14 protein-coding genes are annotated in these 15559 nt (G+C 41.1%); 8 read left to right on the top strand and 6 right to left on the bottom strand.

All coding sequences use genetic code 11. The annotated features are described in order from the left end of the window. Nucleotides 1-22: 22 nt before the first annotated feature. The 4 genes from AC1XUD_RS04010 to AC1XUD_RS03995 all read left to right on the top strand — a co-directional run bounded on the left by AC1XUD_RS04010 (nt 23) and on the right by AC1XUD_RS03995 (nt 5665). Nucleotides 23-691 carry a TolC family protein gene (locus AC1XUD_RS04010; protein ID WP_483359670.1) on the top strand — a complete coding sequence of 223 codons (669 nt, stop codon included), beginning with the start codon at nt 23-25 and terminating at the stop codon, nt 689-691. Then, complete coding sequence (locus tag AC1XUD_RS04005; RefSeq protein WP_483359669.1) at nt 688-2871, top strand: exopolysaccharide transport family protein; 2184 nt, start codon at nt 688-690, stop codon at nt 2869-2871. Before AC1XUD_RS04010 ends, AC1XUD_RS04005 begins: the two co-directional genes overlap by 4 nt. Then, nucleotides 2868-4034, top strand: coding sequence for a glycosyltransferase (locus AC1XUD_RS04000; RefSeq protein ID WP_483359668.1), 1167 nt, complete (start codon nt 2868-2870; stop codon nt 4032-4034). Before AC1XUD_RS04005 ends, AC1XUD_RS04000 begins: the two co-directional genes overlap by 4 nt. Nucleotides 4035-4201: 167 nt before the next feature. After that, a complete protein-coding gene (locus AC1XUD_RS03995) occupies nt 4202-5665 on the top strand; it encodes an O-antigen ligase family protein (RefSeq protein WP_483359667.1) in 1464 nt (487 codons plus the stop codon). 45 nt (nt 5666-5710) lie between these two features. On the opposite strand, the gene AC1XUD_RS03990 is transcribed toward AC1XUD_RS03995, so the two are convergent. Both AC1XUD_RS03990 and AC1XUD_RS03985 read right to left on the bottom strand, forming a co-directional pair. Then, the gene (locus AC1XUD_RS03990) at nt 5711-6469 is read right to left on the bottom strand and encodes a glycosyltransferase family 2 protein (protein WP_483359666.1); all 759 of its coding nucleotides are present in this window, start codon (nt 6467-6469) and stop codon (nt 5711-5713) included. Nucleotides 6470-6594: 125 nt separating this feature from the next. Then, complete coding sequence (locus tag AC1XUD_RS03985; protein WP_483359665.1) at nt 6595-7458, bottom strand: glycosyltransferase; 864 nt, start codon at nt 7456-7458, stop codon at nt 6595-6597. 530 nt (nt 7459-7988) lie between these two features. On the opposite strand from AC1XUD_RS03985, the gene AC1XUD_RS03980 reads away from it, so the two are divergent. From AC1XUD_RS03980 to AC1XUD_RS03970, 3 genes are all read left to right on the top strand, one after another. Continuing rightward, nucleotides 7989-9341: a flippase gene (locus tag AC1XUD_RS03980; RefSeq protein WP_483359664.1), complete on the top strand. Its 1353-nt coding sequence runs from the start codon at nt 7989-7991 to the stop codon at nt 9339-9341. Nucleotides 9342-9568: 227 nt separating this feature from the next. Further along, nucleotides 9569-10798: a glycosyltransferase gene (locus AC1XUD_RS03975; RefSeq protein WP_483359663.1), complete on the top strand. Its 1230-nt coding sequence runs from the start codon at nt 9569-9571 to the stop codon at nt 10796-10798. Between the two features lie 84 nt (nt 10799-10882). Continuing rightward, nucleotides 10883-11770, top strand: coding sequence for a glycosyltransferase family 8 protein (locus AC1XUD_RS03970; RefSeq protein WP_483359662.1), 888 nt, complete (start codon nt 10883-10885; stop codon nt 11768-11770). Here the strand turns inward: AC1XUD_RS03970 and AC1XUD_RS03965 are convergent, their stop codons facing one another. From AC1XUD_RS03965 to AC1XUD_RS03950, 4 genes are all read right to left on the bottom strand, one after another. Beyond that, complete coding sequence (locus tag AC1XUD_RS03965; protein WP_483359661.1) at nt 11771-12313, bottom strand: hypothetical protein; 543 nt, start codon at nt 12311-12313, stop codon at nt 11771-11773. Nucleotides 12314-12391: 78 nt separating this feature from the next. Beyond that, nucleotides 12392-12727, bottom strand: a complete 336-nt coding sequence (locus tag AC1XUD_RS03960) for an STAS domain-containing protein (protein ID WP_483359660.1) — start codon at nt 12725-12727, stop codon at nt 12392-12394. Between the two features lie 4 nt (nt 12728-12731). Further along, nucleotides 12732-13892 carry a SpoIIE family protein phosphatase gene (locus tag AC1XUD_RS03955; RefSeq protein WP_483359659.1) on the bottom strand — a complete coding sequence of 387 codons (1161 nt, stop codon included), beginning with the start codon at nt 13890-13892 and terminating at the stop codon, nt 12732-12734. Then, nucleotides 13889-14437 carry a F0F1 ATP synthase subunit delta gene (locus AC1XUD_RS03950; RefSeq protein ID WP_483359658.1) on the bottom strand — a complete coding sequence of 183 codons (549 nt, stop codon included), beginning with the start codon at nt 14435-14437 and terminating at the stop codon, nt 13889-13891. The genes AC1XUD_RS03955 and AC1XUD_RS03950 overlap by 4 nt, the downstream gene beginning before the upstream one ends. A gap of 202 nt (nt 14438-14639) precedes the next feature. On the opposite strand from AC1XUD_RS03950, the gene AC1XUD_RS03945 reads away from it, so the two are divergent. Further along, nucleotides 14640-15557, top strand: a complete 918-nt coding sequence (locus tag AC1XUD_RS03945; protein ID WP_483359657.1) for a glycosyltransferase family 2 protein — start codon at nt 14640-14642, stop codon at nt 15555-15557. Nucleotides 15558-15559 lie beyond the last annotated feature (2 nt).

The following is a 15559-nucleotide window of genomic DNA, read 5'->3' as shown; positions in this document are numbered from 1 at the left end:
ATTTATCATTTAACGGAATCCGATGAGATATAAATTTTTACTACTTTTTATTGTTTGTTCTTCCATTCAATCATTTGCTCAGATTTCGCTTCGTGATGAGATGCCTCCCGGATACCTCGAGAAGCTGGTAGATGTAGCAAGAAAGAATTATCCAAAAGTTAAGATGTATCAGGCCCGCGTGGAGATGGCGGAGTTCAATGTTAAAAAGGCAAAGCTATCCTACTTTGACATTTTATCATTCTCATACCTTTATAGTCCAAGCCAGACTTCCGCCACAATCAACCCTAATTTCTTGCAGGGATATCAGTTTGGATTTTTTGCTAATGTCGGAGGTCTTTTACAAAAACCATCACTTATCAGACAAGGTAAGAAAGAGCGCGAATCATTGGTTTTTGAAAAAGAAGCTTATGACCTCAATCTGGATGCAGAAGTGAGAAAGCGCTATTATAATTATGTTTCGTTTTTAGTCCTGTACAGAGTCAAATCCAATACGCTTTTAGACCTTGAAAGTGCACTTGTGGATACCAAACATAAATTTGAAAAGGGCGAGGCGTTGCTGGCTGACTATAACAATGCACTTAAGGTGGTGTCAGATCAGCAGGTAATAAAGATAATGGCAGAAACCGATCTGCTAATCTCGAAAAGCAACCTTGAAGAGCTCTTAGGGGACAAACTTGAAAACATAAAATGATTGAATTACAACAATTTATAAAATTACTGCTTCGCAATCGGCTCACTCTGATTGCAGTCCCGCTAGTTACCCTGGTGCTTTGTTTTTTCCTGGTTCGGGAGTTACCCGACAGTTTTAAATCGCATGGCAGTATCGCAACTGGCCTTGTGGATAAAACAGAACGAATTCTATCACTTGGAGAAAGTGATCAGGAATCTGAGATTAACCGAAAGTTTGACAACCTGATTCAGATGATGACACTGAAAGTAGTTATAGATCAGGTTTCATACAAGTTGCTTTTGCACGACCTGAAAGCTACGGAGGCTGCCAGTTTCAGAAAGCCAGGCAAAATTCTTTCGAGTCTGAGCAAAGCCGATCGGGAAAAATTGATTGTGGTTTTAAATAAGAAATTAGCAATAAGAGAGGAGCTGGCTGCTGGTACAAAAGTCAATGATCTGCTAGTCAAGATATTAAAAGAACAGGATTTCGATTATGCCTCGGTTGTTGAAAGTGTTGGTATATATCGTCTTAAAAGTAGTGATTATATCAGTATCGATTCGGAAGCTGATAGTCCTGAACTTGCACAATTTCTGATCTCTTGCGTATCTAATGAGTTTATTTCCTATTACGGCTATCGTGTCTCAAACAGTAATAAGTTAGCCATTGAGTTCCTCGCTGGTTTTCTGGATCAGAAACGTGGTGCTCTCTCGGAGAAAATGGATGGACTTCGCAATTATAAGGTACACAACCGGGTTTTGAACCTTTACGAACAAGCCAAGGCACTTTATGGTCAGATCGCTGATTATGAGACTAAAAGAGAAATGACCCAAAAGGATATCGTCGCCTATAATGCGGCCATTACCAATATAGACAAAAAATTCAACCCGACCGACCGTAAATATCTGGAAACAGCGCTAAGCGATATCAATCAACAGATTGTTTCCACAAAAGTGCAACTGAGAGCGTTGAATGATGCTTATGTTAAAAGCAATTTTGACCAGGGGCTAAAGCTCCGCGTGGATTCGCTTCAGAACAAACTGGCACATCAGATCAGCGAGTCTTCGGATCGATATATCTATAGTCCGATGGCTGCGAAAGGAGATTTGATTTCGGAGAAGCTAAAACTGGAGATTGAGCTTGAATTGGCAGCAAACAGTGTTAGTTCGATAGACGGCGAGTTAGTTAGGCTGAATAGGAAATTTGATGCTCTGGTGCCAAATGAAGCTCATATTCAGGAGTTTGAGACGGGAATTGATATTGCCAGCAAGGAGTATATCGAAGCTTTGCAGAAATATAACAGTCTTGCCCTGGAAGCCAATTTTCCTCTTAAATTGAGACAGGCCGAGCAGCCCATGCCAGGTACGATTCAGCCATCCAAGAAATTGGTTCTGCTAATTCTGTCGGGTGTGATCAGTTTTGTATTCTGCTTGCTGGTTTTCTTTATTCTGTTTTATTTCGATCGCTCTGTCCGCGACCCGCAACAGCTTGCAAATCAGACTGATCTTCCGGTAATTGGATATCTGAGTCAGGTTTCTGGTGCGATGGATCTTGGGAAAATGCAAAGAGATACCCACGAGGGAAAATCAATGGGGTTATTTCGGAATTTGGTTCGTTCCATTCGATATGAACTGGACGCCGACCTGCCCGGACCGAAAATTATCGTCGTGACAAGTTTGCAGGAAGGGGAGGGTAAAACTTTATTAACAATGAGTCTTGCCTGGGCATTTTCGAGAATCAGTAAAAAGGTGATGATAATCGACGGGAATTTTGATTACCCTCAGATATCTAAATTGAACCGAGGATCAGTCCTACTTGAGAAAGCACTCGCAAATGATCAGATGGAAGTTTCTGAAAACATTAACGAAATTGGAATTTTAGGAAACGAAGGCGGCGACACATCGTTGAATGAGATTGCCAGCGAGGCGAAAATTGCAACTTTCCTGAAAAACCTGAAAAGCGAATATGATTTGGTTCTAGTTGAAGCCGATGCTTTGAGCTCGATGAACAAAGCCAAGGAATGGATAAATTATGCCGATTTGGTGATTGCTGTTTTTGCAAATGGAGCCTCTATAAAACAAGAGGATAAATCTAAGATCGATTACTTGAACGGTCTTGGTTCCCGTTTTAGCGGATGGGTACTTACGGGCGCAAAGAACATAACTGAACGGACTGGGAAAACATTTAAAACTGTTTCAGAATGACCGTAATTTGGTATATATGGTTGCTTTTTCAATGTTTCATAGGCTTCCAGCTCGTATTTCCGTTCATTCTTTTCGTTTTTTCCAAACTGAAAGGAAGACCTCGGTTAGCTAACATTATCCCGGTTTTGCCTGATTATGGCATTATTGTAACGGCCTACGAACAAACCCACCAGCTGCCGGAAGTTGTCAATTCGCTTCTGGGTCTGGATTACGATAATTATCTGATATATATCGTTGCGGATAATTGCGATATCTCTGATCTTCATTTCAATTCTGAGAAAGTAATATTGCTTAGGCCTGAAACCGTGTTGGCGGGAAACGTGAGATCTCATTTTTATGCAATCCGTAATTTCAAAAGAGCACATTCTCACCTCACGATCATAGATAGTGATAACATTGTCGAAAAGGATTATCTAACCCAGCTAAACCCATATTTTTCTGCAGGATTTAAAGCAGTTCAAGGGGTAAGGGAGGCGAAAAATCTGGACAGCATGTTTGCGCGTCTCGATGCGGCACGCGATATATACTATCATTTTTACGATGGCAAAATGCTTTTTGCGGCAGGGTCCTCAGCTACATTAGCAGGCTCGGGAATGGCCTTCACTACGGACCTGTTCAGAAGTAGCCTCGAACACCTGGATATATCCGGCGCAGGATTTGATAAAGTGCTTCAGCATCAGATACTTGCAAAGGGAGAGCGCATTGCATTTTCCGAGAACGCGATCGTTTTTGATGAGAAAACTACCGATTCGGGACAGTTGGTGAATCAGCGTGCGCGTTGGATTAATACCTGGTTCAAATACTTTTCACTGGGCTTTGGTTTGGTGGGTAAGGGTATTACGCGGCTCAACTGGAATCAGTTTTTGTTTGGTCTCGTTTTGCTCCGTCCACCATTGTTTATCTTCCTGATACTGGCGTGCTTTTTTCTGGCTGTCAACATTTTTTTGGCACCTTTTACAGCATTGCTCTGGTTGGCCGGCATAGGCACTTTTGTATTTGGTTTTTTCCTGGCATTGCTCTTGAGTGATACCGATCCGCTGATTTACAAATCGTTAAGGGGAATTCCGCGTTTTATTTCGCTGCAGGTTGTTTCATTAATGAAGGCAAAAAAGGCCAACAAGATTTCTGTTGCAACCAAACGTCAGGTGAAGCAGGAGGGTTAATTTAATCAAACATGCGGATATACCCAAACAAAAAACGGCCTGAAAAATTTGATAAGCCTGTGCTTACCGGCTTAGATAAATTCATGCGGAAACTTGCACTGATCGTTGTTTTCGTTGGCGTCTTTTTTTTCTTTGTTAAGATATTATTCTTTTAAGCAGCCATTTATTTGAAAATTTCAGACAGCATATCTTCCGTTAGGGAAAGCAGAACACTGTTAGTTTTTGTCCAAAGCAAGTTGGGCATTGTTACCTTGCTGCTGATCGCTATCGCATTGGGTGCTATTTCCATAAAATTTGGATTAATTGCTGGTCTGCTGATCTTGATTGCGATGATTGCGATCCCGGTGGTTTACGCCATGGTAGTCTATCCGATATTTGGCATCTGCTGTCTGGTAACGGCCGCTTTCTTTCTCTTTTTTATTTTAAGGCTTGGAATCAATTTCCCTCTAGGTACGCTTCTGGACGCGATGCAGGTGTTACTTCTATTGGGGTTTTTTATAAAACAAAGAAGCCAGCCCGATTGGAGTATGTTCAAAGGGCCCGTGGCCACGGTAATTCTAATATGGATAGCTTATAATGTCCTTCAGGTGGGAAATCCATGGGCAGCGTCGAGGCTCGCCTGGGTATACACTGTACGAACAATTGCGGTATTGACGCTGATGTATTTTGTTTTTGTGTATCAGATCAAACAAGTACAAACCATTCGGATTCTAGTCTTGCTCTGGATTATTTTTACAGTGATCGGAGCGATATATGCTTATAAACAGGAGTATTTCGGCATTGCGCCAAATGAATTGGCAGAAATGGAAGCGGATCCGCTATCCAAAAGTCTGCTTTTTATTGACGGTCACTGGAGGAAATATTCAATTTTTTCTGATCCGGTTGAGTTTTCATATAACATGGTGATCACGGCACTGCTGTGTATTACGTTGATTTTCGGACCAGGTTCGTTTCTGAAAAAAGCAATTCTGGGTGTCTTGGCCATGGTGATGCTCTATTCCACGTTATTTTCCGGGACCCGGGGATCATACGTTTTAGTGCCAGTCGCATTGGTTCTTTTTGTGATAATGAACTTCAACAAGTGGGTCTTTATGATGGCCTGTGCGGGCGCGTTTTTCATTGTTGTTCTCATATTCATTCCTACAGGCAATCCCGCACTCGTGCGTTTTCAAAGTGCCTTCAGGCCGTCAGATGATGCATCTTACAATGTCAGAGCAATTAACCAGAAAAGAATTCAGCCGTTTATCCAATCGCATCCATTTGGCGGCGGATTGGGTTCAACGGGTATCTGGGGTGCCAGATTTGCGCCGGGGTCATTTCTTTCTGTATTTCCTCCGGACAGTGGATATGTCCGCGTAGCCGTTGAGATGGGTTGGGTGGGGTTGCTGATTTTCTGTTGTTTTATGTTCGTGATTCTGAAGTCAGGAATCGAAAATTATTACGCCATCCGAGATCCCGAGCTCAAAACTTATTGCCTGGGCATGACTCTGGTAATTTTTGCGCTGAATATCGGCAATTTCCCGCAGGAAGCATTAGTTCAATATCCGAACAATATCCTCTTTTATCTGGCAGTTGCCATCATACAGATCTGCCGACGAATTGACCAAAAAACCTATAATAGTCTTGTGTGAAGTTCTTTTCAAGTCACAATGCTTGTCCTGAATTCATTCCTAAAGCTACGTCAAATAATTGAAGTAAAATTTGATGTGCCTGAAAACCTCCCGGGCCGCTGCCACTGCAAAATTTTGACTATCACGCCATTTCGTCCGGTGAACGGTGCTAGGTTCTTCTTTTGAGTTTTTCTGTTCAAACAGCGAGGTATATTCGTCGAAGAAAAGGGCCCTTCCTTTTTTCTTTAGTACGGACATCATCATCTGATATTCGGTGGCATCCATCTTGATACCTTCTTTATATCTGCCAAATTTTTCAAAAAAGTTGCTTCTCCTCAAATGTGGATGGTCGCTGTAAAAATAGAATTTGGCGTAGCCCGGTTCCCAGAAATTGAATTTCATCTCCGAAAACCCGTCACTTACTGGTATCAGACATGGATACCGGGTATAGGCATAAAAACGGATCATATCAAGCTCACTTCTGTCTTTAAGGAATTGGAGTCCTTTTCCGAAATACTTGGTGAATAACTGTTGGGGTACAAAATCCTCCTGCACGTAAAGCGTATATTCAGTCTTTACAGCATCCTGTCCCTTATTGATATTGTTGCCAAGTCCTTTATTGACGGGCGTTTTAATGAGTTGAAAATTATAAGAATCCTGTAATCTCTCGATAAAGCTGATATGCTCTGGTTTACTGCCGTCGTCTGAGACAACAATCCCCCCAAATTCAAAATTGAGATCGGCGAACGATTTTAATAACCTTTCCAGTGAAGTGCTTCTGTTGTAGTGTGTTATAAGTAATGTTACGTCCGGAAATTTGAACATGAGAGTAATTTTTCAGAGAATATAGGTTAATTCAGATATGGAGGGGTAAAAATTCATTACAATTTACACGATCGATAAAAATAGCGCTAATAATTAAAAAGTGCCAATTGTACCGGTCCGAATCTCTAGGTAAATTCTTTGAATATTTTAAGTTGCCGTTTCGCGCGGTTTTTAAACGCGTTCCAAAGACTTCCGTCGTCCATCAGGCGCCGGGCCGAAGTGGCTACTCTTGCCTTAGTATTTGTTACCAGTTTCAGTTTGCCCCTTGTTTTCAAGTTCCGTGCCATCCTTCCATCTTCTGCATCGTTGTCATAATCACTGCCTTTCACTCCCGCATATACCCGCTTTCCCTGCACTTTAAAACCACCCGTGTCTCGCCCGATTTGTGTTACAAAGCCCATATTGAACCCGTATACATTCAAATACTCCCTTTTACGCTGGCGGATTTTAATCATCATATACGCAAACTTTTCATAGAACCACAAGCCAAGGCGATCGCCGCTTTGAGGCGGTATAAACGAATAACGTCCATATACCCCTGTAATTTCCTCACTTTGAACCATCGGCTCCACCATTAATGTGATCCAGTCGGGCGGATATAAAGTATCCGCGTCTGCGCAGAGGTGGTATTTTCCTTTCGCGTTGTCCAAACCCATTTGTCTGGCGAAAGGCGTTCCCTGTTCGGCCTGAAAGTAATTTCTCACACCAAGTTCGTCCAGCACGGCTTGTGTGTTATCTTTTGAATTATTATTGATTACCACAATTTCAACGGCATATTTACTGTTACTGGCTGCCAACGAAGAAAGCGTTCTAAAAATATTGTCCTGTTCGTTCCAAACCGGGATAACAACAGACACATCGGGCGTGTCGGATTTAAACCGGGCAATGTTATTCTTTAGGGTCTCAATTTCGGTGGGTGTCAGATCGGCAAATTTCTTATCAGGATAAAGATGATTATTGGTCCATGCCGGTAGATTCAAAAATGACATATTGTAATGGCGTACGGGTTGAATTGAGTAAACTAGTTGTTATCAAAGTTATAGTTAATTGACATAAGAATAAAAATGTTTTTGAATAATGATTCACATAACAATTCTTACGCCATGTAATATATTGGTAAATTAATTCTACTTTTGGTTTTAATAACTAATTTTCATGTTATTTTATCAACTCAAGCCCAATTTATCGGGAAAAGAGGAAAAAAGGCTCGCATATTGATCAAATTATGGCTAATCTAGCTTTTGTTCGGTTTTCTCAGGTGACCGCCATATGTCCTGCTACAGTGAATCGGGAGTCGAAATCGTTCCTTTGTATGCCGGTTGTCATTTCAACTTTTTACAAAGCATGCAATCCGAGCCGCCTGATGACTGTCAGAAATGAAGGATGCAAAAGGCGAATTGCCGACAATAAATATTTTGAATCATTTTGCCCAATAATTGAGACGGCTCGCTATCTTTTAGTTGCTATGCTCCACAGAATAATGTGGTCGGTAGGAATTTCCCAAATGCATAAAATTTGAATGAACTCAACTTCGAAGGACAACTATTGGCTTAAGTCGGGTATACTGAATGTACTTCAGAATTTCTCCGGTGTATTTTTCGGTTTCGCCGGCTTTTATTTTCTCGTAAGAGTTTTGTCCAAGCAGGACTTTGGGGTGTGGACACTCTTTATGTCGGTGACGACCATATTGGAGGCAGTCAGAAGCGGGCTCATTCAAAATGCCCTCGTTAAATACCTATCTTCCTCACCCAAAGAGGAACATCGCGACATTATTTCAGGTTCGAGCCTGATCAGCATGATGGTCACAGGTTTCTGCATTCTGCTGATTCTGGTTCTGGCACCGTTTCTGTCCGGAATTTTATCATCCCCACAACTGAGTACTTTACTATATGTATATATTCTTTCTTACATCGCATCTGGTGTTCAAACGCAGTTCAACGCGGTGGAGCAAGCCAATTTGCGATTCTTTAGTATCTTTTTGACAAACTTGTTCCGGCAGGTTCTTTTCTTTGGATATATCATCGTTTGCTACGTTGGTAACTTCAAAATTGAGCTGATTTACCTGGTTGGTGCTATGACCATTACTGCTTTCATCAGCATATTTTTGACCTATTTTTACGTACGTCAGTATTTCCTGTTTTCCTGGTCCAGTGGCAGAGAGTGGATATCAAGATTGTTCGGATATGGAAAATACGCTTTTGGAACTCTGGTAAGCTCTTTATTGTCAGGTACCTTAACGCAGATTATGCTGGGAGCACTGCTTTCTCCCGCCGCTGCTGGTGCATATAATATTGCCGTAAGGATTACCAATTTGATTGATATCCCCGGAAATGCAATTGCGGTCGTCGTGTTTCCCCAAAGTTCACGCCGCATGGAGGAGGAGGGAACCAGCGGAATTAAATACTTATATGAGAAGTCTGTGGGAACAACTCTTGCTTTGGTGTTGCCGGCTGTCATATTTCTTTACTTGTTCTCTGATTTTGTGATACACTTTATTGCGGGTGAGAAATATGCAGATTCAATACCATTGCTTCAGATTACATTGTTGTATTGCATATTGATGCCATATGGCCGCCAGTTCGGGACGATATTGGATTCCATCGGTAAAACAAGGATTACCTTTCTGGTTGTGATTTTTGGAACTTCGGTAAATCTGATCCTAAACTACTTTCTGATCCATCAGTTTAATGTGATGGGAGCGGCATATGCAACTTTGTTGGCCAACATCGCAAGCTTCATAGTAGCCCAGGTGATCCTGAAACGCGAGATTGGCGTGAGCTTCCGAAACACGCTCGTTCACATTTACCAATTCTATCCTGAGTTTTATTACAAATACATAAAGCCTCGTTTGCATAAAAAGAGCGCGGTTTGAAATATATCGACAATGCATATAATCAAATACAGAGTTGTACTTTTCTTGATCCATATTGCCAATAATTAAAGGAAATGGCGATGATTGTTTGAAGATATTTTATGATCTTTAACGGGCAAATGAATTCTACAATAGATATTAAAGTTAGTTTGAGTTTGTGCTAACATCTCTATATATTTCTAGAGTATCAAATCCATATTAATAAGCACTTCGGTTGTAAGTCAGAAATGAAGTTAAACGGACAAGACATTTTAGTTTTTGGCTTACCCAGAATAGATTCTGAAATAGAGTCTACTAACTACACTACGGCACGTCTGTTAGCTAAAAGCAACAGGGTTTTTTATGTCGAGAACCCATTCACGCTGATGGATTTTTGGAGAATGAGAAAAACTGCACAATATCAACGGAGAAAGTCATTTTTCTCACTTTTTAGTACAAACGTAATTCCGACTGACACAGAGAATCTGCATCTGGTGATTCCGCCCATACTGCTTTCCATCAACTTCTTACCGGAAGGATGGTTGTTTAGAAATGCATTGAAAATCAATGAGTTCCTTCTGTCATTTAAATTGGAACGCATCATTGAAAGGTATAACGTTTCGAATTTCATTTATATCAATTCTTTCAACTTCCATTATCCAGGGCTGGCCGAAAGGTTAAAACCGTTTTTGAAAGTATATCATTGCCTTGATCCGCTGGTACTGGCGTTTGATCGTAGACATGGAGTTGTGTCGGAGGATCTGATTGTTGAAGACAGCGATATTGTCATTTGCAGTGCGAAGCAGCTATATGAGGAAAAAAGGATATTAAACAAGATCACCTATTTTGTACCAAATGCCGCTGACTTGAGCCACAGTATCAAAGTGCGGGAACCCGGGCTGAAAGTGCATGAAAAGATATCAGTATTGAAATATCCGGTGATTGGATATTTCGGTGCAATTGAGCGGCGTATTGACTATACCCTACTTCAGGAGGTTATTAGTGCGAATCGTGATAAAACTTTTGTGTTTGTCGGACCGGTTCAAGGCGATTATGTCAGCGATGAATTCAGAAAGAATCCAAATGTCATCTTTACGGGTTCAGTTCCGTATTCCGAAATGCCAGCCGTGATCAAAGGATTTGATGTGACGTTGATTCCTTTCAAAAAGGATGAATATAGCAAAACGATATTCCCTTTAAAACTTTTTGAATATCTAGGTGCCGGCAAGCCAGTTGTTTGTACTGATTTCAATATGGATCTTGCTGAATTTACAGCCGATACCGTGGCATATTGTGCAACGAGCGATGCTTTTTCTGAAGCCATCGAATTGGCCCTGATTAGCGATAACGCTGAGAATATTCAAAAGAGAATAAAAATAGCCTCAGAGAACACGTGGGAAAAGAGAGTGGAGGAAATTGGCGACATTATTTTCAGGTCTTTGATTGAACGCGAAATGGCCGAAATTTTTCAATCGTGACCAATAGCGCTGAATTGAAACCGCAAAAGGAATAAATCCTGAAGACCAAATATAACTATCTGTTAAGTACATTTTTTTAATAGCATGACCAGAGAAGTTTCCATTGTAGTATCCTGCGACGACCACTATATAGTATTGCTAGCGGCTTTGCTTAAATCCATTGAGGCCAATTTAGCGAAGGATGTTATCGTTCATTTTTACATTGTCGAGGACAAGGTTAGCGAGGGCAACAAGAAAAAAATTGCACGGTCTGCTAATCCGGCTATTTTCAAATTCAAGTGGATCACCACGGAAGATGCGGTTCCTAATGACATGCAGCTTCCCCTTGACAGAAGCTCGTTTCCGCTCAACGTGTATATGCGCCTCTTCATTCCGTACTTTGTTCCTGCCGATCTGGACAAAGTTTTGTTTATGGATGTGGATATGATTGCTCAGCATGATATTTCGGAATTATACGCGACCGATATGGAAAATCATATTCTCGCGGCTGTGCAGGATCCAAGGATTGTCACGTTCGACAACTCATGGGGTGGCGTATTAAATTATCAGGAATTGGGGCTTCGTGGAGATCATAAATACTTCAATGCTGGAATTTACGTGGTCAATACAAAAAAGTGGAGAGAGGCTGACATTACGCGTAAGGTGGTGGATTGTATAAATTCCAATCGTAAATATGCCAATTATCCTGACCAGTATGGTCTTAATATCCTGTTGGCTGATCAATGGAAAGAACTGGATCCACGCTGGAATAATTTTGCCGATCACGAAATCGACGACCCATATGTGATCCACTTTGTGGAACGCAAGCCTATTTTCAAATCCTACAAATACAGTGAAAGGTATCAAAAGTTCTTTTTTGACTATCTCAATCAAACCGAGTGGAAGGGTTTCAGGCCTAAAGGTGATATGGGAAGGTATGTGAAGAAAATTTGGAATCTGGCCGAGAAATTCCTGCTTGCCTGGAAGAAATAATTATTCTGATTTCAGGGAAATGTTGCAGGAGAAAACATTCATTTTCACGTCAGAAATATATTCGTAGCGAAAAGTTTCGCAGGCTTTTGCGATGATTATCAGCCCCAGATGTTCACTGATTTGGGATAGCATGTACTCTTCGGATGGTTCTTCCTGCTCCTGGATAATAAACTCCATGGAATTCCCCGACACTAGCCCCGTCAAAAGCTCGGGGCCATTTTGGTAAATTGTAACAATATCCTCGGCTAAAGTCCGGTTGTCCAGTGGCAGATATGGTAAAGGTTTGCCATGGTCCGACTTTCTTATCAAAAGCCCGGACTCAGACGATTTTATCGTTATTTCGCTTGATGGGGTTTTTGCGTGTTTAGCCGCGTTGGTCAGCAACTCGGTTAACACCCAGCCTATTCTCAAAACCTGCTGACCCGGCAGATCCGGCGTTGAGGTATGAGATTTGATGGTCTCAATCAGCCCTTTGACCGTTTGCGGGATCAAGCCGGGTTCATGATTAAATTCTAGTGTGATTATATCGGAGTATTCACTCATTCATTTGATTGTAAGAAGCATGAACTATCCTTAGGTTTAGGGATTTATTCGTACGGGGTTCGGCTTGCTCTCAGTCGGCTACAGACTAGCCATTGCCACCTCGTAACTTTTGAAAATTTTGAAAACCTTGTCCATTCTGATCAATTTTAGTAAATCATGAACATCGGGCTTTAGGGCAACCAGGTATATGTCAACGCCCCGTGGCATCGCATATTTCAGAGCTACAACAAGACTCCCCAAAAATGAGCTGTCGATATAGCCCACATTCTCAAAACTGACCATCACATACTTGGCTCCATTGACGATCAGAGTCATTAATTCTTCTTTAAATTGTTCAGATACAGCCAAATTAGCTTCTGTCGGAAGAATGGTTGCTTGGGCTATCCCGTCAATTTGTGTTGTTTTAAGTATCATTAGTTTAAAGTTTTTCTAGGAAAATCAGGCTGGCATCATCCATTTGATTGGATTCATTAAAAGTGGAAAGAACGTGTTTTTCAACTTCGGAGAAACTGTTGTCCAAGCTTAAATATGGGTGAATTCTTGATACAAAAAACGGATAGTCGCTCTTTTTACCGTTTTTAACTGGTATATCAATTAGTCCATCGGTAAATATGGCCAGTTTGTCTCCCGGATTCATTTGAATTAGCTGCTGGTCATAAAATTGGTCGTCTGCCAATAAGCCCAGCAAAAGCCCCTGAGAGGTAATGGTTGAAACCTTTTTTGTTTGACTATCGAAGTGAATGAGTGGTAAATCACCCGCACCGGAGTAAAGCACTTGATTGCTTTCTGAATCAATCAAAATAAGAGATAAACTGGATAGAATATTTTGCAAACTGTCGTCCTGGCATACCAAGCTGTTGATACGCGCAATCATCTTCAATAATGATAAGTCCTCGTTTAACACAAAATTGCCTATCACTGCTTTGATATAGCTGCGAAAACCGAAAGTGAAAAACCAAGCCTTCCATTTTTTGCCCATTATGTCACCCAGCAGAACAAAGCAGTATCGATCGCTAATCTTGATGAAATCGATAAAGTCGCCGCCCGGATATCCCATATAGCCTTTGTGCCAAAACCTGATATCAAAGCCCCGAACGTCGGGAGCTACGGTGGCCACGGACTTTACATTGATCTCTTCGGCCGCGATACGCAATTCCCTAACTGATCTAAGATGTTCGGTTTCGATCGAACGGATGATATTACTAAGCTTGGAAATAATAACAGGAACGGGCGTTTCCTTGTTAATATAGTCTATCGCATTCATATTCAATCCCTCCAAAACCAGCTCATTATCCGTGAAAGAGGTTAGAAAGACGAAAGGGATTTCTGCGATATTCGTTTGTTTTAGCACTTCCTGGCGAAATGCGAATCCGTTCATAGCCGGCATTTCGTAGTCGGAAAGGATAAGGTCAAACTCCTGATCTTTGAGTATCTCCAACGCGTCCGAGGCCGTCGGGGCATTGACGACCTGGTACGATGCCTTGAGTAATGAAGCCCCAAGGACTTTACTAAAGAATAGGTTGTCCTCCACAAAAAGTATTTTTCTCACTTTTGGTTGAGGCACCGACAAGTCCATCATTTTTTATGCAAATTAGTAACCAACAGAATTACGCCACCCAATATAATCAGCAACGAGACGAGGTCCATGATCGTGACTCCGTCGTCTGGTGTAAAATAGAAGACGGTGTATAGCTCAAAACTTTGCGGAGCCGGCATGATAATCATTGCAAATCCCAAAACAATTAAAACCAGAGAAAGTAACCCGGTAATGACTTTCTGAAAAGTAATTCTTTGCAAATAGCTTTTACTCATCCTGCTATCGACCGGATGTTCGCTCAAAAGTTTTTCGAGACCTTCCAACAAATCTTCGCGGGAGAGGTTTCCATCTGTATCCAGATCACGAAATGAAAGAATGACCTGGTTGGCAGCAATTGCTTTTTTAAAGGAGGCGGAAATCCTGCTTTGATAAACTTCAGCCTGTTTTTTTTCAAGCTTACTATTTTCAAGTAAAAATGTCAGCTCCTGGATTTTGAGCTCTATGTTCGTCATGTCGCCCACTGCATTGTCCACCTCACTGGGCAGCGACGCCGATTTTTCAGAATAATCTCTTTTAAAGAGTTTCACCTTTTGCAGTTGAGTTTAGGCCGACACAATATTTTTATTGTTTCGGTTATATGAATTATTAAATATATTATAGACTTTACAGCCTAATATATAACTAGTTAATAATTTATTTAAAACTAACTTTTTATTGCTAGTTTTGAAATAATTCTACACTTTGTAATTCCTTATTTTTGTCAAATTTTCAAGCTGAAAGCAATTCACGATGAAATTGGTGTCTATTGTAACTGTAAACTTTAATCAGCCTGATGTCACGGAAGCTTTACTTTTCTCGCTAAAAAATACCAATCAATATACCGGTCTTGAGATTATTGTTGTAGATAATGGCAGCAGTAAAAATCAGGTACCTCAATGGATTTTGGAGTATCCTGACGTTATATTTATTCGTTCTGAACGAAATCTTGGGTTTGCCGGCGGGAATAATCTGGGAATCGCACAAGCAAAAGGAGACTTCCTGTTTCTGATCAATAACGACACAGAGGTAACGGCGACGTTGATAGGAGGGATGGTTGAGCATATGGAACGCAACAAGTCCATAGGTCTGCTCTCGCCCAAAATTCACTATTTTGATCAACCGGATATGATTCAATATGCCGGTTACACTCAAATGAATTATTACACGGCTCGTAATAGTTGTATAGGGCAGTTTGAGCCTGATAACGGCCAGTATGATAACCAGAGTGGCAAAACCGGTTATGCGCACGGAGCTGCGATGATGATTAGCCGTGAGGCATTGGTGAAGGCGGGAAATATGGCTGAAAACTACTTTCTATATTATGAGGAACTGGACTGGTGTGAAAGGATCAGAAAGGCAGGGTTCGAAGTTCATACGTTGTTGACGGAACTCATATATCATAAGGAATCTGTTTCGGTCGGAAAAAGGTCGGCCTTAAAAGAGTTTTTTATGAATAGAAACCGGATCCTGTTTATCCGAAAAAATTGTGATGCATTAACATTCTCATTGTTCTGTATTTATTTTTTGTTGGCTGTCATTCCTCGAAATTTATTAGAATATGTTAAAAACAAAGAGTTTGCTTTTATACCCGTATTTTTCAGTGCCATATCCTGGCATTTTTCCAATTCTGTCGACAGTAAAAATTTAGGTTATCCAATTCCGGGCTAGTT

This window comes from Dyadobacter sp. HNCC25DJ184 (assembly GCF_056895215.1).
The sequence above is the reverse complement of the archived record's forward strand: the minus strand, read 5'-3'. Positions and strand labels throughout refer to the sequence as shown.

Excerpts from the sequence above, each read along its gene's own strand:
- AC1XUD_RS03960 (WP_483359660.1), bottom strand. The coding sequence starts at position 12,727 with ATGATACTTAAAACAACACAAATTGACGGGATAGCCCAAGCAACCATT.
- AC1XUD_RS03945 (WP_483359657.1), top strand. The coding sequence starts at position 14,640 with ATGAAATTGGTGTCTATTGTAACTGTAAACTTTAATCAGCCTGATGTC.
- AC1XUD_RS03970 (WP_483359662.1), top strand. The coding sequence starts at position 10,883 with ATGACCAGAGAAGTTTCCATTGTAGTATCCTGCGACGACCACTATATA.
- AC1XUD_RS03980 (WP_483359664.1), top strand. The coding sequence starts at position 7,989 with ATGAACTCAACTTCGAAGGACAACTATTGGCTTAAGTCGGGTATACTG.
- AC1XUD_RS03955 (WP_483359659.1), bottom strand. The coding sequence starts at position 13,892 with ATGATGGACTTGTCGGTGCCTCAACCAAAAGTGAGAAAAATACTTTTT.
- AC1XUD_RS04010 (WP_483359670.1), top strand. The coding sequence starts at position 23 with ATGAGATATAAATTTTTACTACTTTTTATTGTTTGTTCTTCCATTCAA.
- AC1XUD_RS03985 (WP_483359665.1), bottom strand. The coding sequence starts at position 7,458 with ATGTCATTTTTGAATCTACCGGCATGGACCAATAATCATCTTTATCCT.
- AC1XUD_RS03965 (WP_483359661.1), bottom strand. The coding sequence starts at position 12,313 with ATGAGTGAATACTCCGATATAATCACACTAGAATTTAATCATGAACCC.
- AC1XUD_RS03990 (WP_483359666.1), bottom strand. The coding sequence starts at position 6,469 with ATGTTCAAATTTCCGGACGTAACATTACTTATAACACACTACAACAGA.
- AC1XUD_RS03975 (WP_483359663.1), top strand. The coding sequence starts at position 9,569 with ATGAAGTTAAACGGACAAGACATTTTAGTTTTTGGCTTACCCAGAATA.
- AC1XUD_RS04000 (WP_483359668.1), top strand. The coding sequence starts at position 2,868 with ATGACCGTAATTTGGTATATATGGTTGCTTTTTCAATGTTTCATAGGC.
- AC1XUD_RS04005 (WP_483359669.1), top strand. The coding sequence starts at position 688 with ATGATTGAATTACAACAATTTATAAAATTACTGCTTCGCAATCGGCTC.